At 65.3% G+C, this 24420-nt stretch carries 21 protein-coding genes; 13 read left to right on the plus strand and 8 right to left on the minus strand.

Going from position 1 to position 24420, the window contains the following annotated elements:
• Window positions 1-71: 71 nt before the first annotated feature.
• The 3 genes from paaX to paaN all read right to left on the minus strand — a co-directional run bounded on the left by paaX (window position 72) and on the right by paaN (window position 3397).
• Entirely contained in the window at window positions 72-995 is a 924-nt protein-coding gene (gene paaX, locus D6Z43_RS07865; protein WP_120655217.1) for a phenylacetic acid degradation operon negative regulatory protein PaaX, read from the minus strand.
• A gap of 91 nt (window positions 996-1086) precedes the next feature.
• On the minus strand, window positions 1087-1686 hold the full coding sequence (paaY, locus tag D6Z43_RS07870; protein WP_120651410.1) for a phenylacetic acid degradation protein PaaY: 600 nt from the start codon (window positions 1684-1686) through the stop codon (window positions 1087-1089).
• Window positions 1687-1711: 25 nt separating this feature from the next.
• Window positions 1712-3397: a phenylacetic acid degradation protein PaaN gene (gene paaN, locus D6Z43_RS07875; protein ID WP_120651411.1), complete on the minus strand. Its 1686-nt coding sequence runs from the start codon at window positions 3395-3397 to the stop codon at window positions 1712-1714.
• 409 nt (window positions 3398-3806) lie between these two features.
• Between paaN and paaF the strand changes: the two genes are divergently transcribed.
• The 7 genes from paaF to D6Z43_RS07910 all read left to right on the plus strand — a co-directional run bounded on the left by paaF (window position 3807) and on the right by D6Z43_RS07910 (window position 10600).
• The gene (paaF, locus tag D6Z43_RS07880; RefSeq protein WP_120651412.1) at window positions 3807-4580 is read left to right on the plus strand and encodes a 2,3-dehydroadipyl-CoA hydratase PaaF; all 774 of its coding nucleotides are present in this window, start codon (window positions 3807-3809) and stop codon (window positions 4578-4580) included.
• A gap of 44 nt (window positions 4581-4624) precedes the next feature.
• Complete coding sequence (gene paaG / locus D6Z43_RS07885) at window positions 4625-5416, plus strand: 2-(1,2-epoxy-1,2-dihydrophenyl)acetyl-CoA isomerase PaaG (RefSeq protein ID WP_120651413.1); 792 nt, start codon at window positions 4625-4627, stop codon at window positions 5414-5416.
• A gap of 4 nt (window positions 5417-5420) precedes the next feature.
• A complete protein-coding gene (gene paaH / locus D6Z43_RS07890; protein WP_120651414.1) occupies window positions 5421-6938 on the plus strand; it encodes a 3-hydroxyacyl-CoA dehydrogenase PaaH in 1518 nt (505 codons plus the stop codon).
• Complete coding sequence (gene paaI, locus D6Z43_RS07895; protein WP_120651415.1) at window positions 6931-7380, plus strand: hydroxyphenylacetyl-CoA thioesterase PaaI; 450 nt, start codon at window positions 6931-6933, stop codon at window positions 7378-7380. Before paaH ends, paaI begins: the two co-directional genes overlap by 8 nt.
• The gene (gene pcaF / locus D6Z43_RS07900) at window positions 7373-8578 is read left to right on the plus strand and encodes a 3-oxoadipyl-CoA thiolase (RefSeq protein ID WP_120651416.1); all 1206 of its coding nucleotides are present in this window, start codon (window positions 7373-7375) and stop codon (window positions 8576-8578) included. The genes paaI and pcaF overlap by 8 nt, the downstream gene beginning before the upstream one ends.
• A 98-nt stretch (window positions 8579-8676) precedes the next feature.
• Window positions 8677-9987 (plus strand): phenylacetate--CoA ligase PaaK, encoded by a 1311-nt coding sequence (gene paaK / locus D6Z43_RS07905; protein ID WP_120651417.1) that lies wholly within the window; start codon window positions 8677-8679, stop codon window positions 9985-9987.
• A 259-nt stretch (window positions 9988-10246) separates the two neighbouring features.
• The gene (locus D6Z43_RS07910; protein WP_120651418.1) at window positions 10247-10600 is read left to right on the plus strand and encodes a DUF1428 domain-containing protein; all 354 of its coding nucleotides are present in this window, start codon (window positions 10247-10249) and stop codon (window positions 10598-10600) included.
• Between the two features lie 207 nt (window positions 10601-10807).
• Here D6Z43_RS07910 and tssA read toward each other — a convergent pair whose 3' ends face one another.
• The 5 genes from tssA to D6Z43_RS07935 all read right to left on the minus strand — a co-directional run bounded on the left by tssA (window position 10808) and on the right by D6Z43_RS07935 (window position 18361).
• Window positions 10808-11884, minus strand: coding sequence for a type VI secretion system protein TssA (gene tssA / locus D6Z43_RS07915; protein ID WP_120651419.1), 1077 nt, complete (start codon window positions 11882-11884; stop codon window positions 10808-10810).
• The gene (locus tag D6Z43_RS07920; RefSeq protein WP_120651420.1) at window positions 11881-15702 is read right to left on the minus strand and encodes a type VI secretion protein IcmF/TssM N-terminal domain-containing protein; all 3822 of its coding nucleotides are present in this window, start codon (window positions 15700-15702) and stop codon (window positions 11881-11883) included. The genes tssA and D6Z43_RS07920 overlap by 4 nt, the downstream gene beginning before the upstream one ends.
• The gene (locus D6Z43_RS07925) at window positions 15699-16469 is read right to left on the minus strand and encodes a DotU family type IV/VI secretion system protein (RefSeq protein WP_120651421.1); all 771 of its coding nucleotides are present in this window, start codon (window positions 16467-16469) and stop codon (window positions 15699-15701) included. Before D6Z43_RS07925 ends, D6Z43_RS07920 begins: the two co-directional genes overlap by 4 nt.
• A gap of 18 nt (window positions 16470-16487) precedes the next feature.
• Window positions 16488-17822 carry a type VI secretion system baseplate subunit TssK gene (gene tssK / locus D6Z43_RS07930; RefSeq protein WP_120651422.1) on the minus strand — a complete coding sequence of 445 codons (1335 nt, stop codon included), beginning with the start codon at window positions 17820-17822 and terminating at the stop codon, window positions 16488-16490.
• 65 nt (window positions 17823-17887) lie between these two features.
• Window positions 17888-18361, minus strand: a complete 474-nt coding sequence (locus tag D6Z43_RS07935; RefSeq protein ID WP_120651423.1) for a type VI secretion protein — start codon at window positions 18359-18361, stop codon at window positions 17888-17890.
• A gap of 206 nt (window positions 18362-18567) precedes the next feature.
• On the opposite strand from D6Z43_RS07935, the gene tssB reads away from it, so the two are divergent.
• The 6 genes from tssB (at window position 18568) to tssG (ending at window position 24419) form a co-directional block, all read left to right on the plus strand.
• Window positions 18568-19116 carry a type VI secretion system contractile sheath small subunit gene (gene tssB / locus D6Z43_RS07940; protein WP_120655218.1) on the plus strand — a complete coding sequence of 183 codons (549 nt, stop codon included), beginning with the start codon at window positions 18568-18570 and terminating at the stop codon, window positions 19114-19116.
• 31 nt (window positions 19117-19147) lie between these two features.
• Window positions 19148-20626 (plus strand): type VI secretion system contractile sheath large subunit, encoded by a 1479-nt coding sequence (tssC, locus tag D6Z43_RS07945; protein WP_120651424.1) that lies wholly within the window; start codon window positions 19148-19150, stop codon window positions 20624-20626.
• Between the two features lie 79 nt (window positions 20627-20705).
• Window positions 20706-21203, plus strand: a complete 498-nt coding sequence (locus D6Z43_RS07950; RefSeq protein WP_120651425.1) for an Hcp family type VI secretion system effector — start codon at window positions 20706-20708, stop codon at window positions 21201-21203.
• 12 nt (window positions 21204-21215) lie between these two features.
• Window positions 21216-21656 carry a type VI secretion system baseplate subunit TssE gene (gene tssE, locus D6Z43_RS07955; RefSeq protein WP_120651426.1) on the plus strand — a complete coding sequence of 147 codons (441 nt, stop codon included), beginning with the start codon at window positions 21216-21218 and terminating at the stop codon, window positions 21654-21656.
• Entirely contained in the window at window positions 21640-23439 is a 1800-nt protein-coding gene (tssF, locus tag D6Z43_RS07960) for a type VI secretion system baseplate subunit TssF (protein WP_120651427.1), read from the plus strand. The genes tssE and tssF overlap by 17 nt, the downstream gene beginning before the upstream one ends.
• Entirely contained in the window at window positions 23403-24419 is a 1017-nt protein-coding gene (gene tssG / locus D6Z43_RS07965; RefSeq protein WP_120651428.1) for a type VI secretion system baseplate subunit TssG, read from the plus strand. Before tssF ends, tssG begins: the two co-directional genes overlap by 37 nt.
• The last annotated feature ends 1 nt before the right edge of the window (window position 24420 follow it).

Raw genomic sequence — 24420 nt, forward strand, 5'->3', positions numbered from 1 at the left:
GTTGTTCTTGTCGTTGTCCGGCAGTGCCGGGTTCACCTCGTCCGTGACTGCCGCCCTCCCGGGCGGCTGCTTTACCTCAATCCACCGAATCGCTGATAGAAGCTCTCCCCGGCGTCGGGCAACGGACCATCCGCGGTTTCCAGCGCCGCGTTCAGCCATTCCTCTGCCTTGGCAAAGATGAGTCGGTAGATATTGCGGCACAGCTGGCGCGCCGCGCGGCCTTCCCAATCGCCCGGAAGGAGTTCGTCGGGCAGTTGCGGGTCACGCAGCAGCAATTTGCGGTATTCGTGGATCAGCAAGGTTCGGGCCACAAAGCAGTCGGCCGGCTGCAGGTTCTCCTGCTCGCGCAGGGCCTGCCAGAGCGGGCGGAACAGCTGGATGAACTCGCTGTAGTGCGTGCCCAGCTCGTCGATGTTCCAGCTCTCGCGAACCTGCATGCGCAGGGCCTTGGAGGCCAGCACGTCCTGGGAGCGGGTTTCGAAAATGATGCTGTCTTCAACGGCATCCAGCTCCTGCAGGGTCGCGGTCAGGTCCACCCGGTCGCAGCGCGGGTTGGCCAGCACGCTGGGCGAAATCGCACCAAAACCTTGCCACTCCAGCTCTTCGCGCACCTGTTTGCGCTTGTCCTGGGGTAGTTGCGAAAGCACCACCAGGGACCACGCGCCGTCCCAGGCCGGCACATTGGAGCTGTAGACCCGCTTGAAGGCCTTCTCGAACCGCCGCCGACCGGTGCCGGTCAGGCTGTAGTAGCTGCGCCGACCAACCTTTTCGGCACTCAGCCAGCCTTCCTTGGTCAGGCGGAAGATCGAGGTACGGATCAGCCGTTCGTTGATACCCATGGGCTCCAGCAACTGGATCAGGCTGCCCAGCCAGACAGTACCGCCGTGGGGCTCGATGGCATCGCCGTAGAGGGTGATGATCAGCGAGCTGGCACGAATGGGCGTCTGCTGCTGGAAGCGGGTGACGAGTTGGTCCAAGGGCACGAGCGAAGTCATGGGCATACTGGAAACGGAAAAGATGCCGAATATACCCGCAGGCTCATCGGCATGACCATCGGGGAACACCCCCGGTGTGCGAAGACCGCACTCATTGCGACGAAGTACCTTTCGGACGCAGGCCACGATCGGTTATACGGGCGCGATCAGCCTCCACCTCGGACAACGGCTCGCAAGCCACCATATTCTCCAGGCAACGCCGGGCCAGCAGCTGGTACTCCCGGGTACCGGCCTGCTTCCAGGTCACTTCCTCGTCGCTGAGGCTGCGCTTGACCTGCGCCGGCGCGCCCATCACCAGCGACTGAGCCTCACAGCTGAAACCGGCCTTGACGAAGGCGGTGGCGGAAACGAAGGAGCGCGCACCAATCCGCGCGCCGTCCATCACTACCGCGTTCATCCCCACCAGGGCGTCTTCACCGATGCGGCAACCGTGCAGCACGGCGCCGTGGCCGATATGGCCATTGCGCTCGACCACCGTGTCGCTCTCGGGGAAGCCATGCATCACGCAGGTGTCCTGGATGTTGGCGCCCTCCTCCAGGATGATCCGGCCGAAATCGCCACGCAGGCTGGCCAGGGGCCCGACGTAGCAACCCGGGCCGATGATCACATCGCCGATCAGCACCGCGCTGGGATGCACGTAGGCGGTGGGATGCACCACCGGGGTCAATCCGTCGAGGCTGTAGCAAGTCATCGCAGGGCTCCTTCTTCCTATAGGCTCACGCCGCACCGTGGCGACGGCTCTGCACGGTAACGAAGCGACGGGAAACGAAAGCACCGTCGGTGATAGAGGCGTTGGCCGCCGGATTGCCACCGCTGGCATGGAAATCGCTGAAGGCCGCGGACTGGTTGACGAACACGCCGCCATCGAAGTTGACCGACAGGGCTACGGCAACCTCCTGGGACAGCTGCTCTGCCTGGTCCAGAACGTCCTCGTCGGTGGAGTACACACCCAGGGTCAGGGCGCCCTTCTCGGCGATCACCTCACCGGCCAGACGCAGACTGTGCGCGGTGTCGTCGGTGGCGATGACAAAGGCGATGGGGCCGAAACGCTCCTCGGAATAGGCTTCGCGGTCAGCGGCCTCCACCTTCAGCAGCAGCGGCGTGTGGATGCGCGCGCCAGGGAACTGCGGATGCTCGCGAGATTCGCTATCGAGCAGCACCTCGCCCAGTTGGCGGCAAGCCTGTATGCGCTGGGCGGTGGCTTGGGACTGGATGGCACCGATCACCGCGCAAGCACGCTCGTTGTCGGCGAGGAAGCTCTTCACAGCGCCGGCCAGTGCCTGGGCGACCTCATCGAAGCTCAGTTGCTCGTCACCGTTACGGATACCGTCCCGGGGTACATAGATAGCCTGGGTGGTGGTGCACATCTGCCCGGAATAGAGGCTGAGGGAGAAAGCCAGGTTGCGCGCCACGGCCTTGATGTCGCGCACGCTATCGATGATCACGCTGTTGATGCCGGCCTTCTCGGTGAACACCTGGGCCTGGCGGGCGTTATCTTCCAGCCAGTTGCCGAAAGTGCTGGAACCGGTGAAGTCCACCAGTTTCACGCGCGGGTCAAGGGCCAGTTTCTGACTGACCGGAGCGTCAGGCGTATCCACCACCAGGCTCACCAACGCGGGATCGAAGCCCAGTTCGGCCAGCACGTCCTGGGCGACCTTGACGCTCATGGCCACCGGCAGGATGGAACCGGGGTGTGCCTTCACCAGCACCGGATTGCCGGTGGCAAGGCTGGCGAACAGGCCGGGATAGGTGTTCCAGGTGGGGAATGTCGAGCAGGCGATCACCAGCGACAGGCCGCGCGGGACGATGTGCCAGCGCTTGTCGAGCACCAGCGGGTCCTGCTTGCCCTGAGGTTTGGTCCAACGCGCTGCTTCCGGCACCTCGGCCATGGCTCGCCAGGCGTAGGCCAGCACTTCCAGACCACGGTCCTGGGCGTGAGGGCCGCCAGCCTGGAAGGCCATCATGTAGGCCTGGCCGCTGGTGTGCATGACGGCATGGGCCAGTGTCGGGCTGAGGGCGTTCAGCCGCTGGAGGATTTCCAGGCAAGCGCCAACCCGCGCCTTCGGCCCGGTATCACGCCAAGCCGGCAGCGCCGCCTGCAGCCGCGACAGCAGCTCGTCCGCGTCGTACTGGTCGTAAGTCACACCCAGGTCGAAGCCATAGGGCGAACGCTCGGCGCCTGCTCGACCAACCGATTGCGGACCTGCCAGGACGAAATGCTGGCCAAGCAGTGACTCGAAGGCAGCCTGGGCATCTTTTACCGACTCTTCCGGGTACTGCTTGAGGCTTTCCGGGAAGGGCGACCAGTAGCCGCGCTCGCTGATGGCCTGGACGGCGCGCTCAAGGGTGCCGCGATGATGCTCGAACAGCTCGAGGGCGGCGGCGCGGGCGGTGGTCGACATGGAAAAACTCCTCAACTGGGCAGATGAAGCCACAAGGTGGCGCAAAGCGATTCGTTAGATACTGAATTTTGTATCACATCACTCTGCAACATAGAAGCTCAAGCACCTGTATCAGATGACGACCGGTAATCGGTACGTATCACGCGCCCTTTAACAATGATAAATCCGAGTAACCACGGCCTTTCCATGCACATGACCGGGCCTTTCAATCTGTTCTTTTGTAGTAAAGACAGAAGATATGAGACACATAAATCATATCTACCATTCTTGTTTTGTATCGCTTTGTGGTTATACTCCGGCCAAAGTCGCCCCGCCCTCAGCGCGGCAGACACAGGAAGGGACCCCACCCGAACCCACTAATAAGAGCGGCTCGCCAAAGGGCCGCGCGTGCACCTGAGGAAGAGTCGAAATGCCTCGTACCCTTGCTGTCCTGCCGCCTGAGCAGGGTGTCCGCCTGATCACCCTGCAGCGCCCGGAAGCGCTCAACGCGCTCAACACCGAGCTGTTGGGTGAGCTGGCCGCCGAACTGGATGCCGCCGAGCAGGACGCCGAGACCCGCGTCGTGGTCATCACCGGCAGCCGCAAGGCCTTTGCCGCCGGCGCCGATATCAAGGAAATGGCCGAGCGCGACCTGGTGGGCATCCTCAATGACCCGCGCCTGGCCTACTGGCAACGCATCACCCGTTTCAGCAAGCCGCTGATCGCCGCCATCAATGGCTTCTGCCTGGGCGGCGGCTGCGAACTGGCCATGCACGCAGACATCCTGATCGCCGGCGAAGACGCCCGCTTCGGCCAGCCGGAAATCAACCTGGGGATCATGCCCGGCGCCGGTGGCACCCAGCGCCTGCTGCGCGCGGTCGGCAAATCCCTGGCCATGCAGATGGTGCTCACCGGCGAAGCCATCGACGCCCGGCATGCCCAGCGCGCCGGCCTGGTCAGCGAAGTGACCCAACCCGAATTCACCGTCGAGCGCGCCATCGCCATCGGCCGCGTCATCGCTCAGAAGGCGCCTCTGGCGGTGCGTCTCGCCAAGGAAGCGCTGCTCAAGGCCGAAGACACCGACCTCGCCAGCGGCCTGCGCTTCGAGCGCCACGCCTTCACCCTGCTGGCCGGCACCCGCGACCGCGACGAAGGCATCCGTGCCTTCCAGGAAAAGCGCCGCCCCGAATTCACCGGCCAGTAAGCACTGACCGTCCGCCCCTTCGAACTCCGTAGAGCGCCAAAGCCATGAACTTCGAGCACATCCTGTTTTCCATCGAGGCTGGCGTCGCCACCCTCAGCCTCAACCGCCCGGAGCAACTGAACAGCTTCAACGCCAAGATGCATGGCGAAGTCCGCGAAGCCCTCAAGCAGGTGCGCCAGAACCCCGAGGTCCGCGTCCTCCTGCTGACTGGCGAAGGCCGCGGTTTCTGCGCCGGCCAGGACCTGGGCGACCGCAATGTGGCCCCCGGTGCTGCCGCACCGGACCTGGGCGAGTCCATCGAGAAGTTCTACAACCCGCTGATCCGCGCCCTGCGCGACCTGCCGCTGCCGGTAATCTGCGCCGTCAACGGCGTGGCCGCCGGTGCTGGCGCCAACATTCCGCTGGCCTGCGACCTGGTCCTGGCTGGCCGTTCCGCCAGCTTCATCCAGGCCTTCTGCAAGATCGGCCTGATTCCGGATTCCGGCGGTACCTGGACCCTCCCGCGCCTGGTCGGCATGGCCCGCGCCAAGGCCCTGACCCTGCTGGGCGACCGCCTGACCGCCGAGCAGGCCGAGCAGTGGGGCCTGATCTATCGCGTGGTGGACGATGCCGCCCTGCGCGAGGAAGCCCAGAAGCTCGCCCGTCACCTGGCCACCCAGCCGACCTACGGCCTGGCCCTGATCAAGCGCAGCCTCAACGCGAGCCTGAACAACAGCTTCGACGAGCAGCTGGACCTCGAACGCGACCTGCAACGCCTTGCCGGTCGCAGCGAGGACTACCGCGAAGGCGTCAGCGCCTTCATGGAAAAGCGCACCCCGGCCTTCAAAGGACGCTGAGCCCATGCCTGCCCTTCATACTTCCGCCACCGTCGCCGTGATCGGCGCCGGCGCCATGGGTGCCGGTATCGCCCAGGTCGCCGCCCAGGCTGGCCATCCGGTCAAGCTCTATGACAACCGCCCTGGCGCTTCCGCCCAGGCCATCGACGGCATCGACCGCCAGCTCGGCCGCCTGGTGGAGAAGAACAAGCTCTCTGCCGAAAATCGCGCCGCTATCGTCGCCCGCCTGCAACCGGTGGAAGCCATCGAGGCCCTGGCCGATTCCAGCCTGGTGATCGAGGCGATCGTAGAGAACCTGGAGGTCAAGCGTGGCCTGCTGCGCCAGCTCGAAGCGCTGTGCAGCAGCGACTGCATCCTCGCAAGCAACACCTCTTCCCTGTCCATCACCAGCCTGGCCGCCGGCCTCAAGCATCCGGGCCGGGTCGTCGGCATGCATTTCTTCAACCCGGCACCGCTGATGGCGCTGGTGGAGATCGTCTCTGGCCTGGCCAGCGACCGCGACCTCGCCGAAGGCCTGTACGAAACCGCCAGGGCCTGGGGCAAGCAGCCGGTACATACCCGCTCCACCCCCGGGTTCATCGTCAACCGCGTGGCGCGTCCCTTCTATGCCGAAAGCCTGCGCCTTTTGCAGGAAGGCGCCGCCGACTGCGCCACACTCGACGCATTGATGCGTGACGCGGGCGGCTTCCGCATGGGCGCCTTCGAACTGACCGACCTGATCGGCCATGACGTCAACTACGCCGTCACCTGCTCGGTGTTCGACGCCTACTACGGCGACTTCCGCTTCCAGCCCTCGCTGATCCAGAAGGAACTGGTGGACGCCGGCCGTCTGGGCCGCAAGAGCGGTCACGGTTTCTACAGCTATGCCGAAGGCGCCGAACGTCCGCAGCCGGCCGAGCTGACCAGCGACGCCAGCGTGGAGTCCTGCGTGGTGGAAGGCAGCCTGGGGGTTGCCGAACCCCTGGTACAGCGCCTGGTGGACGCCGGCGTGAAGGTGGTCCGCCGCGACGGCAAGGGCCTGCTGCGGGTAGGTGACGCAGTAATCGCCCTGTCCGACGGCCGTCTCGCCAGCCAGCGTTCCCGTGAAGACGGCCTCATCAACCTGGTGCTGATCGACCTCGCGCTGGATTACAGCAAGGCCAGCCGCCTTGGCATCGCCTGCGCCACGAGCACGTCCGGAGACGCTCGCGACCAGGCGGTCGCGCTGCTGCAGCGCGCCGGCCTGAAGGTCAGCCAACTCAACGACATTCCGGGCCTCGCCGTGCTGCGCACCGTGGCCATGCTCGCCAACGAAGGTGCCGATGCCGTGCTGCAGGGCGTGGGTTCGGCTGGCGACATCGACCTGGCCATGCGTGCCGGCGTGAACTATCCGCAAGGGCCGCTGGCCTGGGCCGATGCCATCGGCCTGACGGAAGTCCTGCGCACCCTGGAAAACCTCCAGACCGCCTATGGCGAAGAGCGCTACCGCCCTTCCCTGCTGCTGCGTCGCCAGGTTGCCGAAGGGAGGAACTTCCGTGACTAACCACGAAGCCCTTTCCCTTGCCGAAGCCTGCGGCAGCGCACTGTTCGAGCGCGATTCTGCCAGCCAGGCCATGGGCATGCGCCTGCTCTCGGTCGCACCGGGCCAGGCCCGCGTCGGCATGAGCGTGCGCGACGACATGGTCCAGGGCCACGGCACCTGCCACGGCGGCTACCTGTTTGCCCTGGCCGACTCGGCCTTCGCGTTCGCCTGCAACACCTATAACGAAGCCACCGTGGCCATCGGTTGCAGCATCGACTACGTAGCCCCGGCGCGTCTCGGCGACACCCTCACCGCCCAGGCCGTCGAGCAAAGCCGCAGCGGCCGCACCGGCAACTACGACGTACGCATCGAAAACCAGAACGGACAACTGATCGCCCTCTTCCACGGCAAGTCCTACAAAGTGCGCGGCTCGGTACTCGCGCAGGAGACCCCTGATGAATGACGCCCTGATTATCGACGCCGTACGTACGCCTATCGGCCGCTACGCCGGTGCCCTGTCCGCGGTGCGTGCCGATGACCTCGGCGCCGTGCCCATGCGCGCGCTGATGCAGCGCCATCCCGAACTGGACTGGAGCGCCATCGACGACGTGATCTACGGCTGCGCCAACCAGGCCGGCGAAGACAACCGCAACGTCGCACGCATGTCCGCCCTGCTCGCCGGCCTGCCGGTGACCGTACCCGGCACCACCCTGAACCGCCTCTGCGGCTCCGGCCTGGACGCCATCGGCAACGCCGCCCGTGCCCTGCGCTGTGGCGAAGCCGGCCTGATGATCGCAGGCGGCGTGGAATCCATGTCGCGCGCCCCGTTCGTGATGGGCAAGGCGGAAAGCGCCTTCTCCCGCCAGGCGGACATCTTCGACACCACCATCGGCTGGCGCTTCGTCAACCCGTTGATGAAGAGCCAGTTCGGCATCGACTCCATGCCGGAGACCGCCGAGAACGTGGCCGAGCAATTCAACGTTTCCCGCGAGGACCAGGACGCTTTCGCCCTGCGTAGCCAGCAGCGCGCCGCCGCCGCCCAGGCCAATGGTCGACTGGCGAAAGAGATCGTCCCGGTGGAAATTCCGCAGCGCAAAGGCCCGCCGAAAATTGTCGAGCAGGATGAACACCCGCGCGGTGACACCACCCTGGAACAGCTGGCCAAGTTGGGCACGCCGTTCCGTCAGGGCGGCAGCATTACTGCCGGCAACGCTTCGGGTGTGAACGACGGCGCCTGCGCCCTGCTGCTGGCCAGCAGTGCCGCGGCCGAACGCCACGGCCTCAAGGCCCGCGCCCGCGTGGTGGGCATGGCTACCGCCGGCGTCGAGCCGCGCATCATGGGCATCGGCCCGGTACCGGCGACCCGCAAGGTGCTGGAACTGACTGGCCTGTCGCTGGCCGAAATGGACGTGATCGAGCTCAACGAAGCCTTCGCAGCCCAGGGCCTCGCCGTTCTGCGTGAGCTGGGCCTGGCCGACAACGATCCGCGCGTGAACCCCAACGGCGGCGCCATCGCACTCGGCCACCCGCTGGGCATGAGCGGCGCACGCCTGGTGACCACCGCCCTGCACGAACTGGAAGAACGCCAGGGCCGCTACGCCCTCTGCACCATGTGCATCGGCGTGGGTCAGGGCATCGCCCTGATCATTGAAAGGCTCTGAAACGCAAGAACCGAGATCTGAAAAACGGGTGAGGAGTATCCTCTTCCTCAGCACTCAGAAGCCTACGGCTTCGCGCACAAAAATAATTCGAGTGAACCATGAACATGATTGCCAATACCGCCTTGCTTGACCCGATGGAAACCGCCAGCGTCGACCAGCTGCGCCAGCACCAGCTGGAACGCCTGCGCTGGAGCCTCAAGCACGCCTACGAAAACGTTCCGCTGTACCGCCAACGCTTCGATGAGAAAGGCGTACACCCGGACGACCTGAGATCCCTGGAAGACCTGGCGAAATTCCCCTTCACCGGCAAGAACGACCTGCGCGACAACTACCCCTACGGCATGTTCGCCGTGCCGCAGAGCGAGATCGTGCGCATCCACGCTTCCAGCGGCACCACTGGCAAGCCCACGGTGGTCGGCTACACCCAGAACGACATCGACACCTGGGCCAACGTGGTCGCGCGCTCGATCCGCGCGGCCGGCGGTCGCAAGGGTGACAAGGTGCATATTTCCTACGGCTACGGCCTGTTCACCGGCGGCCTGGGCGCCCACTACGGCGCCGAGCGCCTGGGCTGCACTGTGATCCCGATGTCCGGTGGCCAGACCGAGAAGCAAGTCCAGCTGATCCGTGACTTCCAACCGGACATCATCATGGTCACCCCGTCGTACATGCTGAACCTGGCCGACGAGATCGAGCGCCAGGGCATCGACCCGCACAAGCTGGCCCTGCGCCTCGGCATCTTCGGCGCCGAACCCTGGACCGCCGAACTGCGCCGCGCCATCGAAGAACGCATGGGCATTACCGCTCTGGACATCTACGGCCTGTCGGAAATCATGGGCCCCGGGGTCGCCATGGAATGCGCGGAAACCAAAGACGGCCCGACCATCTGGGAAGACCACTTCTACCCCGAGATCATCGACCCGGTGACCGGAGAAGTAGTGCCGGACGGCCAGATGGGCGAGCTGGTGTTCACCTCGCTGTCCAAGGAAGCGCTGCCGATGATCCGTTATCGCACCCGCGACCTGACCCGCCTGCTGCCGGGCACCGCCCGCCCCATGCGGCGCATGGACAAGATCACCGGCCGCAGCGACGACATGCTGATCATCCGCGGCGTGAACGTGTTCCCGACCCAGATCGAAGAACAGGTGCTGAAGGTCAAGCAACTCTCCGAGAACTACGAGATCCACCTGTTCCGCAACGGCAACCTGGACAGCATCGAGGTGCATGTCGAGCTCAAGCACGAGCACGAGAACCTCGGCGAGTCGCAACAGCAGGTGCTGTGCAACGAGCTCTCCAAGTACATCAAGACCTACATCGGCATCAGCTCGCGCATCGTCCTGCGCCCCTGCTATTCACTGAAACGCTCCGAAGGCAAGGCCTGCCACGTGTACGACAATCGCAACAAGTAACCCTCGCGAAATGAAAAAGCCCCGCTTCGGCGGGGCTTTTTCATGGGCAGGAACAATCGGCGAAAGACGCATTTCTTTCCGCCAGCCCAAAGACATCACAGCGCATTGACCGCTGGTCGGCGCAAGCACCACTCGATTGGCGAGTCTGTCGAACCGGCACTATCTAGATCGACTCATTAGTGAATCGGGCGCGTGATCCCTGCGTGTACCGGATGCGACAGACAACTTTTTTTCACACCATCCAGAAAGGAGAATGGATATGAGCTACGTAGATGGATTCCTGGTACCCGTTCCCACCGCCAGCCGTGAGGCCTACCGCAAGGTGGCCGAGATGGCTGCTGGCGTCTTCAAGGAATGCGGCGCCCTCAGCGTCGTCGAGTGCTGGGGTAACGACGTACCCGAGGGCAAGGTGACCTCCTTCCCCATGGCAGTGAAATTGAAGGAAGGTGAAACCGTGGTCTTCTCCTGGATCACCTGGCCGTCCAAGCAGGTCAGAGACGAAGGCATGAAGAAAGCGATGGAAGACCCGCGCATGAAACCCGACCCGAGCACCATGCCTTTCGATGGGCAGCGGATGATCTTTGGCGGTTTCGAGGTGTTGGTAAGCGCGTGATGAGCTGTTGGACGGGGGCAGCTGTGCTGCCCTTTCGCGAATGAATTCGCTCCCACAAAAGACAGCGGCGACGTGCTTGAACTGTGGGAGCGATTTCAATCGCGATGCAGGTCGAAGACCTGCCTGATAGCTCAGGCCAAACCCCGTGCACGAACCTTGTAGGGGCTATTTCAATCGCCAGGCGGACCGCAGGTACGCCACTCGCCCCTACTTGAGTACACCCAGGAGCTTCCACAGGCGGCGGGATTCGGCATCGGCCGTGATCAACTCATCCAGCAGAGTGCTCAGCGGCTGGTTGCCCCATTCCACCGCGCGGCGGATCACATAGGGCACCGGGCTGTGTGGCTCTGTGCGGGCGAGGTAGTCGGCGATCAGAGCCAATTGGCGGTAGGCCTCTTCGCGGCTACCCGGTGTGCCGCTGAAGCTGGGCGCGACCTCCGCGGCGGCGGCAATCGGAGCTGCCGAGGATTCGGAGGCTGGCTCCATGGCAGGCGGCGTCTGGGATTGCATGGGGGCGAACTCCTGCATGAGCGAGCGGATGGCGTTCAGGGTCTGGTGCAAAGGAGCGAAGCTGGGAGCCAGGTCACCCAGCCAGCCGTCGCTCCAGGCATCCAGGCGACCGAGTTCCGCCAGGCTCGCCTCCGCGCCCTGACGCACGCGCAGGAAACTCGCCGGTGACATCTGCCTGAGCGTTTCATCGAGCTTGCGCTGCTCCAGCCGTGCCGCCTCGGCGGCGACCTTATCCGCCTTGCTGTCGCTGGCCTGCACCTGCCGTTGCTGGAGTTGCTGCCAGCCGTGCAGAGTCAGGTGGGCGAGATCGGAATGCTCGGCACCGAACAGCGCGCATCGGGTCAGTACGATTTCGCTGTAGCGACGCACCATCCACTCCAGCGGCGCCACGCGCCAGGAACGGTCGCCGTCCTCCGGTTGCGGGTGCAGATCGTCGGGGTAGCGCTCACAGAGTCCGGCGAGCAACCCCAGCGCCGGCGCCAGGCCGTCGAGTCCGCTGCGCAGGAGCCAGGCCTCGCCCAACCAGGCAGCCAGCATCAGGTCCTTGCTGCGTTCACGGAGCAGCTCGCTGGCCAGGTGCTCCACAGCAGCCCAGTCACCTCGCTTGAGGTCCGCTTGCCAGACTCCCGCGGGCAGGCTGGCGTCGTCCTCCCGGCGCAGCTCTCGCAGACGGTCCCAGGCGGGGTCGTAGCGCAGGCTGGGACCGCAGGGTTCGGTATCGGAAATGGGGTCCAGCAGCTCGCTGGCCGGGCTATCGGTCATCGGCAGGTTCATGGCGTCGCCTCGGTGCTGACCAGGGAAGCGCTGTGGCTATTGATGAAGGGCGAGCGCGGAGCCTTCACCGGCAGGGGCTGAATTGACAGCGGCAGCTTGCCCCCCTGCGTCATCAGCGACAGGCGCATGAACATCAACGCCTGCTGGTTGCCGCTCGGAGTACCGCGCACCGGCACCTGAAGGGTCAGCGGAAAGTCGGTGTAATCCATGCTCGGCTGCCGTTGCAGCACCACATGGGAGCGCATCAGGCGCAACAGCGCCCACGGCCCGCGGTACTCCCAGCCCGCCTCCAGATCGGACACCGCCATGCTCGGCTGCAACGGGTCGATGCTCGGTCTCTGGCTGCCGTCCTTGGCCCAGCGCAGCAACAGCTGCACGGGATCGCCGACGTTCCAGTGCAGACGCTGCACTTCGCCGGGGAAGCCGATCTGCTTGTCGCCAGCATGCAGACCCCAGGCGATTACCTGGTCCGCTCCGCGCTCGTCATCGCGGTCGGTGCGCCAGCGCACGTCCAGCTCGACGCCCAGGGAGCCAGAAGGGTCGCGCAGGAACAGCGGGCCAAGCCAGCTACGCGCCTGTTTCAGACGGGCGAGGAAGTCCTCCGCTGCAGGGCGATCGCTGGCGTTGCTCCATTTCAGGCCTTCTTCAGCCTGCGCCAGCCGGCTGTCGATCAGTTCCACCAGGTGCTGCACCCGTGCCGGGTCGGCATCATCGGCCTGAAGGCTGTAGGCGAAGGGGAAGCGGTCAGCGAGGTACTGGTTGAAGTAGTCCGCCAGGTCATTCCAGGCCTGGGCGGCACGCTGCTGCTGCAACTGGCTGCAGCGCTGCGACGCCTGTTCGCGCAGGACATGGGTACGCCGGGACAGATCGCCGACACCGGCGGAAAGGGTGGCGGTGGCCAGCACCTGGGTGCAGGAACCCATGTCCATTTCGACGAAGTCGCGGCTGACCAGTTGCTCGAACAGCGCCGGTGAGCTGGCAGGGTTCTGGGCCTTGTACTTGATCATTTCCTCGCTCAGGGCAGCCAGGCGCGCCACCCGGTCCCGCTCGGAGGAAGACAACCCTGCCTGCTCCTGGAGCCACGTCAGCGCTGGCGCCGCGCCCTCACTGGTGGAAAGGATGACTGCGAACTGCTGGCCCAGGCTGTTCTTCAGGTCCTGCACATCGCTGGAGCGGAAGAGTTGCAGACCGAGATTGCGGCCACCGTCCCATTGGTAGATGTCGAAGCGCTGGGTAAATACCGGTAAGGCATCGATGCTGCCCAAAGCTGAATCGACATCGGCCATGGCCATGCGGGTCAGCTGGCTGCGCAATGCGCCAGCAAGGTCGGTCCGATCGAGCTCGACCAGTGCGTTCAGAACCTGGCCGGCCTGTTCCACCGGAACATCGAAGGCCTTGCTGGCCCCGCCTGGCGGGCGCGGATCGGAAGCGCTGAGGCTGGCCCAGATGGCTCGCGTCGCCGCTTCACCAGCCGCCTTGAGCATGCCTTCGCGATAATCCGGCGGAATCAGTGCCAGCTCCTGGCCGACGAAGGCGCGATAGCTGTCGACGAAGCCCTGCGCCTGGGCCAATGCCCGCGAATCGACGTAGCGCAGTGTCCGCGGATCGGGCTCGGCGGCGTCCCGACGCAGGGCAACCACGACGAAATCGCGCTTGAGCAGCCCTTTGATCGCCTTTGCCAGCGCGCTGATGTGCTCTTGCATCGTCAGCGTGCCGCCCGCCTGACGCTGCAACAGGTTGGAGCGAGTGCCGATGCTGGCGATCCACTGCCCGTGGAAGCCTTTGCGCAGGCGGGCCGCTTCGGCCTCGAGGTTTTGCTCCACCGCGGGGCCCAGCAAACTGTTCTGACGCACAGTTTCCATGTGATTGCGATAACCCGGAACCAGCTCCTCGCCATTGCTGTGGCTCCAGGCGGAGTTGGTCAGGGCGATCAGGTCTTCGAGGGTATCGATCAGGCTGTTGATCTCTTCCAGCTCGGGCAGTGTATTGCCCTGCCCGCCTTGCAGGCTCTCGAGGTGCACCTTGAGGTACCCGGCCGGACGAACGAAGTTGTCGGCCAGGAAGTACTGCGTCAGCCAGAGCTTCATCAGCGCCTGATATTGCTGGCTCAGGGCCTGGCGCTGGGGCTGCAGGTCGAGCGGCGCCAGTCCCGGGCCGCCCAGCCCTCGCAAAACGCGCTCGTAATAGGCGCGGCGGCGCAGGTCGGCCGTGTTCAAGTCCAGCCCGAGCGCGGTGTTGCCCAGTTGCGCCAATGGTTCCAGCACGCCCTTGTCACCGGACAGGACGTCGGCGAACAGCCGGTTCTGTTGCGCCAGGCTGGACACGCCGTAGGCCAGCTTGCGCGCCTTGACATAGTTCGGCCAATCCTCGGGCTGCTCGCCTTCGACGCTGGTGCGTCGATCACCCACGCGGATCGCCAACAGCTTGTCCAGCTCCACTCGCTGCAGCTGTCCCAGGGGGTGCATCGCCTCGCTGCGCGCCATGGACCGGAGGACGTTGTCCATGCGTCCATCGAGGGAGGAAAACCAGGAGGTGGGATAGACCAGCGAGGCGAAATGCCAGCGCGGAGCATCCTGCAGCAGGCGCCAGAAGCCCAGCAGGTTACGCCGCGCCTGCTCCGCGCTGCGCGCCGGGTCCTTCAGCGTCACATGATTGTTCTGCGCAACCTGCAGCACACGCGTCAGCTCGCGGGCGTCACGCTGGCCGTCATGCCACACCCAGAGCATCCCGAGGAGCCAGAAAGCGCCGATGACCGCCGCCGTACCGGCAACTACCTGCTGCCAGCGCTGACGCAGGCGCAAGATGCGCGGCACCGCCTGGGCCAGGCCCTGTTCAGCGAGGAATCGTTGGCGCCAGAGCGAGCGCGTGAACACGCCGCGCGCCGGAGCCAGTTCGCGGGCGGTCAGCTCCCACGATTCGGGATCGCTGGCGAACGCTTGAGCCGAGCTGAGATAGAGCCCCCGCAGCCGCGGTGCCTCGCCCTGGGCATTACCCTGGAATACCGGCTCGAGCAGCGCGCGCAGGTTGCCCCGCAAGCCATCCAGCTGACCCGGCAGACGGTAGAGGTCTTCTCCCAGCTCACCCTTGATAGCCGCTACTTCGAGGATCGCCGCCTGCACACCCTGGATCACCTGGTCGATGGCGTCATCCAGCCAGTAGCCCTGCCAGCCCGCCTCCAGGGCATAGGGTGATGCCCAACCCAGGGCGCGCTCACGGCCTTCTTCCGGCAATGCGGCTACCAATTCCTGAAACCCCTGCATTTCCTCGAGGCCAGTGACCAGCACATGTACCGGTAGGCTCAGGCCCAGACGCTGCAGCATTTCGCCGAAGCGGCGACGCGCGGCGATGGCATCGGCTGCCAACTGCGCATCGTCCAGCAGGCGCGCCAGCGGGATGGTCCAGATCACACCATCCAGGGGCCGCTGGCCACGCAAGCGCAGCAACATGCCGAGCAGTCGACGCCATGCGAAGGCCGGAACGGTTCCACCCTCCTCCGGCAGAAACAGGCCTTGGGGCACTACCAGCAGACAGCCGTCGGGGTCGAGCCACCAGCGACCAAACCAGGCAGCCCGCCCAGCCGGCGCCAATTGCCAGTCCAGGCACAACTGGCCGCCTTCACGCGGGTCGCCCACCAGCAATAGCCAGGGAGTCTGATAACGATCCTGGCTGCCCTGGTCGTGTTCCATCTTGCGCACGGCGGCATAGAAGCTGCGGATGGCCGCGCCGGACTGGGTGCGCAACCACCACCAAAGCACCGCGAGGGCGGCCAGCAGCAGGAGCAGCGCCAGGACTATCAGGGCAATGGCGAAGCCGCTCATTCCGACTGTTCCCCGTCATCCAGCGTGGCGGCCAGGTGCAGGACGGGTTCCAGTTCGGACTGGATGTCGCTCCACAGCCACTGCCCAAGGGCTGTCAGCAGCAGCGCAAAACCTGCAATCGCCAATCCCAGGCGCAGGCCATCCGGCAAAGCCCGACGCAGGGGCCGGCTCAGCGGCTCGGCGCGCAGTGGGCGCTCGAGGCTCTGCAGTGCGCCTTGAGCGACGGGCTCGCGCTGCCAGGCGAAGGTGAACAACGCCTGCCGCCAGCGTTCGTGCATGGCCTGACCACGCTCACCGCGCAGCTGGCCGTGGAAGCCCAGCACCAGGCATTGCAGGTAGACATTGGCCAGGTCGCGGGTGGCCGGAATACGCTCCTTGAGCAGGTTGCGAATGGCCGTGGGCACGCGCTCGCCGGCATTGCGCGACCCATAGAGCCGCGCCTCCAGCGGGCGTTCCTGCCAGGCGATCTGGCCAGCCCAACTGCCGAACAACAGGGTTTCATCCAGCAGCGCCACGAAGGCGTAGACCATCGCCTTGACCTGGGCCGCCGCCGGCTCGCCGACACTGGCAAACGCGCTGCGCCAGAGGCGGCGAACGATGCGCGTGGCAGTCTCGGCCGTGCGCTCCACCAGTTGGCCGTCGCTGTCGTCGGCATCTTCCAGCTCGTCCCAGGCATCACGCCATTCCAACCAGGCCTGGCGAAAAGCGAGGCTCAGGGGTGCCTCGCCGAACTCCGGCGGATACAGGGCCACACTCCTTTCCGGCATTTGCGCGTCCTTGGCTGGTCAGGCGAATTCGTGTGCGTTGGCGACGAACAGCACCACTTGCCAGGGCCCTACCAGCGCAGCCTGGCCGGGCACCACGATGCAGAGTTTCTGCTCGGGATCGAACCACTCTCCGGCAGCCTGGACCACGAACAGACGGGTGTCCTCACCCACACTGTAGGCAACCTGCTCGCCTCGGCTCATGGATTGGTGCGCCAGCCCACTCATGCGCTGGCGAGCAAGAGTCGGCACCTGACCCTGGGCGGCGATGATGGCCTGTCCCAGCCAGTAGGAAGCAGCCTGCTCCCCAGCGCCAGCCGGCATGCGCAGGCCGATTACCAGGCGCTGACGACGGGACTGGAGGTCCGGCAGTTGAATGGCGAAGCCCTGCTCCACCTGTTCGAAGACCAGGCAGCGATAACCGACCCGCACACGGGTCAGGGCGCTCTCCAGCCAGTCGAGTACTTCGTCGTAGCCGCGCTTTAGGTCGAGGTAATCCAGCGGCGCGAAGGCCGGAACGCCGGCCACCGGGTCCAGCGCGCACCAGGCGCCAGCCATGCCCACGAGCAGGCCATGCAAGCGGTCAGGGGCGGCGATCCGGCTGTTCAGCGCCGCCTCCACTTCCGGCAACCGCGCCCAGAGTGCGGCGAGCTGCCGGCGAATCTCCACCATGTCGTCATGGTTGCCCGCCTGCTCCGCCTGACGCAGGCGTCCGCCGAGGAACAGACACTTCTCCCGCGTGCGGGCACAGAGGGCGGCAACCGCACGACCGAGCACGGATTCGGGAAGGACTCGCGGGGTTGGCGCCACATAGGACTGGCGAACGAAACCACCACCCTCCTTGGCGATCCGCAGGAGCGGCAGGCAGACCGAATCGGCACGACCGATCTCAGTCACCAGTCGCGCAGCCGGACGCCAGACCAGGATGGGTTCGGGGTGTTCGCCGCTGGCCAGGTCAGGCACGGCCTCGCCCACCGCCGATTGCAGGCGCCCACGCAGCGGCAGCACCTGGCCGCCTCGCCCGAGCGGGTTGACGGCCAGGAACACGGTGACGGTTGAAGTCGCGGACTGGGCGATGGCGGTGCTGAGGTCCAGCTCCAGCACTACGCCCTCGCCGGGCTTGATGCTGACCGGCAAACCGTCGGGCAGGATGGCTTCGAGGGCGAGCACGCGCACCAGGCCTGCGCTCAATGCAGCGGGGTCGAGTTCGAGTTGGGAGATGCCCCAGAACCAGGGATTGCCGGCTTGGGCGAAATGGGCGGCAAGGACTTCCGCGCGCAACCCTTGCAGCTGGAAATGCTGGGGCAGCAACTGCATGCCCTCGTGCCAGCACACCGCGTCAGGCAGAACTTTCATACCACTCCCCTTCGACGTCCAACGTTGTCGCGAGCTCGACGCCCTGCTGCTTCAGGGGCCTTTCGTCACTGCTCGTTCTCGCTCAGCAAGCGCATTTCCCTGCTATCGAACCGGAGCCAGGCACGGCTCTGCTCATCCAGTCTCAGGCGGTGAGCACCGGGTGTGTTATAGCCGGCAAAGACCAAAAGTCCAGCCGCGCTATCACCCGCCAGAGGAAACTCGCGAGCCTCCATGAATTGCCCGGGAACCAGCTCCAGGCTCCAGACGGAAAACTGCTGACGGTAGTCGCGGCGAAACTGCTCGCGATCGGCGAACCACTGCCGTGCGGTGATGCCGGAAAGCACCTTGAGCAACTCGGGATCGCGCACCGCGATGAAGTCGACGGCGATGGGTGTGTCGTCGTTGGCGCGCTCGGCGACATCCAGGGTCAGTGCGTCGAGTTGGACCTTCGGACCGAGTAGATCGGAGCATCCTCCCAGCAAGATCGCAGCGGCCAGGAACAACAATTTTGAACTGGAAATGAAACGTCCTTGCTTCATGAAGGTCAGACTCTGGTTTGCATTTGCAAATTTATAGACCTGTTCTAGCGTGTGTGAGTAGTTCATCGGACCGATGAACTAGAGGGATCGCCAAGGACAGGCTTGCGTGTAGTTTCCCCCTGTCGCGTCGTGATCCAGCAAGGGAGTGCGATGACAGGACCAGTCCGATGCATTGCGCTCGTGGCAATGCACCGGAGCCCACCAAAATGGCCGAAAGCACGCAGCACAAACTGGATCGGGTACGCCCGCCCCGGGTTCAGATCACCTACGACGTCGAAATCGGCGACGCCATCGAGAAGAAAGAACTGCCGCTGGTCGTGGGCATCCTCGCCGACCTCTCGGGCAAGCCCGAGCAGCCCCTGCCGAAACTCATCGAGCGCCGCTTCACCGAGATCGACCGCGACAACTTCAACCAGGTCCTCTCCTCCATCGCACCGCGCGCCACCCTGCAGGTGGACAACACCATCACCGGTGACGGCAGCAAGCTCAATGTCGAGCTGCGCTTCAAGGACATGGACGACTTCGATCCGGTCAACATCGTCAAGCAGATCACCCCGCTGCGCCGTCTGTTCGAGGCTCGCCAACGCCTGCGCGACCTGCTCACCAAGCTCGACGGCAATGACGATCTCGACAAGCTCCTGCAGGAAGTGGTGAGCAACACCGAAGGCCTGCAAGAGATCAAGTCGGCGCGTCCCGAAGCCGAAACCGCCGCGCCCGAGGGCGAAGGCGAAGCACCGGCCGAACCCCAGGCCTGATCCATAGCCCGACTTCCAGGAGGAATCGCTCATGGCAACAGAAGCCGGTGCGAACAGCGAGAGCACCACGCAGACCCTGACTCTGCTCGACCGAATCGTCGCCGAGGGCCGCATGGCCCACGATGACAGCCAGCAGGATTACGCCCGCGACATGCTCGCGGAATTCGCCACCCAGGTTCTCGACGAAGGCATGGCCATCGACAAGGACACCGTGGCCATGATCAACGATCGCATCAGTCAGATCGACGAACTGATCAGCGCCCAGCTCAACGAAGTCCTGCACCACCCCGAGCTGCAGAAACTGGAAGCGTCCTGGCGTGGCCTGCACCTGCTGGTGCAGAACACCGAAACCAGCTCCCGCCTGAAACTGCGCCTGCTCAACGTCAGCCAGAAAGACCTGCAGACCGACCTGGAAAAGGCCGTCGAGTTCGACCAGAGCGCGCTGTTCAAGAAGATCTACGAAGAGGAATACGGCACCTTCGGCGGCCATCCCTTCAGCCTGCTGGTGGGCGATTACAGCTTCGGTCGGCATCCCCAGGACGTGGCCCTGCTGGAGAAGCTTTCCAATGTCGCCGCCGCCGCTCACGCGCCCTTCATCGCGGCTGCCAACCCGAAACTGTTCGACATGAACAGCTTCACCGAACTGGCCGTACCCCGTGATCTGGCGAAAATCTTCGAGAGCCAGGAGCTGATCAAGTGGCGCAGCTTCCGTGAGAGCGAGGACTCGCGCTACGTTTCCCTGGTGCTGCCGCACTTCCTCCTGCGCCTGCCCTATGGCCCGGACACCCTGCCGGTGGAAGGCATGAACTACGTCGAAGACGTCAACGGCACCGACCATTCCAGGTACCTGTGGGGCAACGCTGCCTGGGCCCTGGCCCAGCGCATCACCGAGGCGTTTGCCAAGTACGGCTGGTGCGCAGCGATCCGTGGCGCCGAAGGCGGCGGTGCGGTGGAAGGTCTACCGGCCCATACCTTCCGCACCAGCTCCGGCGATCTGTCGCTGAAGTGCCCGACCGAGGTGGCGATCACCGACCGCCGCGAGAAGGAACTCAACGACCTCGGCTTCATTGCCCTCTGCCACAAGAAGAACAGCGATCTCGCGGTGTTCTTCGGTGGCCAGACCACCAACAAGGCCAAGGCGTACAACACCAACGAAGCCAACGCCAACGCGCGCATCTCGGCGATGCTGCCGTACGTGCTCGCGGCCTCGCGTTTCGCCCATTACCTGAAGGTGATCATGCGCGACAAAGTGGGCAGCTTCATGACCCGCGACAACGTTCAGACCTACCTGAACAACTGGATCGCCGACTACGTACTGATCAACGACAACGCCCCCCAGGAGATCAAGGCCCAGTACCCGCTGCGCGAAGCACGGGTGGACGTTTCGGAAGTGGCCGGCAAGCCGGGCGCGTACCGGGCGACCGTATTCCTTCGCCCGCACTTCCAGCTGGAGGAACTGACCGCCTCGATCCGTCTTGTGGCCAGCCTGCCGCCGCCGGTAGCCGCCTGACCCGTGCCGCCCGCCGGCCAGTCCGGCGGGCGGGCACCACCCTTTCTTTCGGATTTTCCAGATTCAGGAGTTCCAATCGATGGATGCGATCATTCTCGACCTCGGCGACGACATCAAAGGCGACAGTCTGCTCGAGGGCTATTCCGACAAGATCGAACTGATGTCCTACAGCCACAACGTGGCCATGCAGGTCACCAACGACGTCAGCAACTCAGAACGCACTTCCGGCCGCCCGCACATTGGTGAGTTCACCGTCACCAAGTTCATCGACACCTCCACCCCGTCGCTGAACGAATACTGCTGCGCCGGAAAACCCATCACCACGGCGAAGATCACCATCGGCCGCAACGCCGCCGAAGGTGATGGCAAGGTCCTCCCCTTCATCGTCTACACCCTGGATAACGTGGTGCTGTCCAACGTCAGCGTGAGCGGTGGTGCCGGTGGCAAGCCGGTGGAAACCCTGTCGCTGAACTTCACCAAGATCAAATGGGAGCTCACTGCGCAGAAGGACGACGGCACCAAGGAAGGCACCGCCGCTTCCACCTGGGACCTGGCGGCCAACAAGGTGGTCAAGTAACGACGCCCGGCCATGTCGGAAGCCGGCCTGCTGCCGCCACTGTTCGAGCGTCTTGCCGCCCAGGCGGACGAGGCGCAGGCCTTCGACCGCGAGGCCATGGCGGAATCCGTCCGCCAGGAACTGGCGCGGCTGCTCAACACCCGCCGCGCCAGCGCCAGGAGCGCGCAACCACTGACCATCCTCGACTATGGCATCGGCGACTGGAGTGCACTCCAGGCACGCCGCAGCGATGACCGGCGGCAACTGGTACGGGAAATCCGTGCCGCCGTTCAGCACTTCGAACCGCGCCTGCAACTGACCGAAGTGGAAGCCGAACCGGTCCCCGGCCAACCCCAGCGCCTGCGTCTTCGCCTGGGTGGCAGTCTGCGCAGTGGTCAGCGCAGCTGGCCGGCGGTGTTTGTCATCGACAACAACGACGAGGGCCTCGAGGTAAGCCATGAGCGACTCGATTGACCCGGAGCTGCTGGACTACTACCAGCGCGAACTCACCTGGCTGCGCCACGCCGGCGCCAGTTTCGCCGCACGCTATCCCAAGGTTGCCCGCCGCCTCGAATTGTCTCCCGGCGAATGCCCGGACCCACATGTGGAACGGTTGCTGGAAGGCTTCTCGCTACTGACCGCGCGCCTGCAACGGCGCCTCGACGACGACTACGCAGAGTTCAGCGATGCCCTGCTGGAACAGCTCTACCCGTTGGCCCTGCGCCCCTTGCCCTCCTGCTCCATCGTCCAGTTCGAGCCGGACCCGACCCAGGGTAGCCTGGCCGAAGGCTTCCGGATGCCACGCGACACGCCGCTGTTCGTCACCACCAGCCAGGGCGCCAGCGTGCACCTGCGCACCACGGCAGAGGCGATGCTCTGGCCCGTGCGCATCGGCGGTGCGACGCTGCTGGATGGCGACGAGGCAGTTGCCCTGACCGGACGCCCCGAGGCACGCGCGGCACTGCGCCTGGAACTGCACTGCCTGGGCGAGTTCGATTGGGCGCAACTGCCCATCCGCCAATTGCGCCTGCATCTCGCCGCCTCGCCGGTGACCAACGCCGCGCTCTACGACCTGCTCGGCGCCCACACCCTCGGCATCCACTGCGGCGTACCGGGCGTGCCATTGCTGCCCTGCCCCGGCGAGCCTCAGCTGGTGGGCTTTGCCGACGACCAGGCGTTACTGCCCGAGGAAGATGGCCAGCATCCTGCCCTGCGCCTCCTGGCCGAGTACTTCACCTTCCCGGACAAGTTCGCGTTCTTCGATATCCCGATCCAGCCGCCCAGCACGGGCGGGCGCGATTGCGTGCTGGTGATCGCCTTCGACCGCGCTCCGGCGGGCCGCCTGCACCTGCAGCAGGACGACTTGCGCCTGGGTTGTGCGCCCGTCATCAACCTGTTCCCGCGCACCTCCGAGCCGCTCCGACCGGACGGCACCCGCAGCGAGTATCGCCTGATCGCCGATGCCCACCGCGAAAGCAGCGTGGAGATCCACAGCGTCCGCGCCATGCGGGCTGCATCGCCGCGCGGCGTGATTCCAGTACCGGCCTACTATGGCCATGCCCATGGTGCGAGCGTTCCCGGTGCCCGCCTCTATTGGCATGCCCGCCGGGTACAAGGCATGACCCCCAATCGCCTGGGCACCGACCTTTTGCTGAGCCTGGTGGACACCCGTTTCGATCCATTACAGGACGCCCCCGAGTACAGCCTGACCGCCGAGCTGCTCTGCACCAATCGGCACCTGGCGGAGAATCTGCCGGCTGGCACGCGCCTGGGCTTCGAGCGCCCCGGCCCGGTCGCCCGCGCCAGCCTGCGCAACCCGCCCACCCCGCAGAGCCTGCCGCGCCTGTCCGGCGAATCGCGCTGGCGAATGGTCTCGCAGCTCACGCTCAACCACCTGTCCCTGGTGGAAGGCCCGCAGGCCCTGGAAGCCCTGCAGGAGTTGCTCGACCTGCACAACCTGCGCGACGAAAGTGGCGTCCGCCGGCAGATCGAAGGCATCACCCGACTGACGTGCGAGCGGGTAGTCGCCAGGATCGGCGACGATGCCTGGCGCGGGTGGCGCAATGGGCTGGAAGTGCGCCTCAGCCTCGATCCCCAACACTTCGCCGGCGCCAGCGCCGTGCTCTTCTCCGCCGTACTCGCGCAATTCTTTTCCCTTTACGCGACCGCGAACCGCTTCGTGCGAACCGTGCTGGTCGATGGCGACAAGGAGGTCAGGACGTGGCAACCCCAGGCCGGCATGCCCCTCTCCCTCTGAGCCGGCGCCTGCGCGAAGCGCCGCAGGCGTTCGAGCTCCTGCAGGCACTCCTGCTGCTGGAGCGCGAACGGCCTGGTGCAGACCCCCTTGGCCAGGGCAGCGCCCCCCAGGGTGAAGCCTTGCGCCTGCGCGGCCCGCTGACCCCGACCTTCGCGGCCAGCCAGGTCGAGAAGCTGGAAGAACAGCCCGGCCAGCCACCGACCCTTACCACTCCCGTGTTCGGCCTCGGAGGCCCCGACGGCCCCCTGCCCTACGCCTACCAGGAGTGGTTGCAACAGCGCGCCAAAGAGAAGGATCACGCCCCGGCGGAATTCCTCGACCTGTTCCAGCATCGCCTGCTCAGCCTGTTGTACCGCGCGCTCGGCAAACATCGCCTGGCGCTGGGCTTTCGCGCGCCCGAAGACTCGCCAGCACAGGACCAGTTGCTGGCCCTCTGCGGCCTGCTACCCGGTGCCCTGCAGAATCGCCTGACCCTGCCGGACGCGGCCGTGACCGCACGTACCGCGTTGTTCGCTGGCGGCCGTCGCTCTCTGGCCGGTTTTGCCGCACTGGTGCGTCACCAGTTCAACGTCGCGGTGCGCTACGAGGCCTACCAAGGGGGCTGGCGCGAAATCCCACCGGCCAGCTGCAGCCGCTTGCAACGCGGCGCCCGCAACCTCCGCCTGGGCCGCGATGCCATCGCTGGCACCCGTGTATGGGATGAACACGCCGGTATCCGCCTGATCCTCGGCCCGCTGTCCAGCGACCGTGCACGCGACTTTCTTCCCGCCGGCGCCGACCACGTACAGCTTGCAAGCCTGGCCGCGCTCTACTTCGGCCCAGACCTGGACTGCAGCCTGCGCCTGCTGGTCCGTCCCGGTGCGCCGCTGTGCCTGGACCGCACCCAATCGCCCCGCCTGCGCTGGAGTGGAGGCCTGCAGTTGCACGGCGAAACGCTGCAACGGATCGACACTCGATTGCGCCACTCGGAGGTGACCTGAC

The sequence above is a fragment of the Pseudomonas sp. DY-1 genome, from assembly GCF_003626975.1.
In the GTDB taxonomy this organism is placed as follows: domain Bacteria; phylum Pseudomonadota; class Gammaproteobacteria; order Pseudomonadales; family Pseudomonadaceae; genus Metapseudomonas.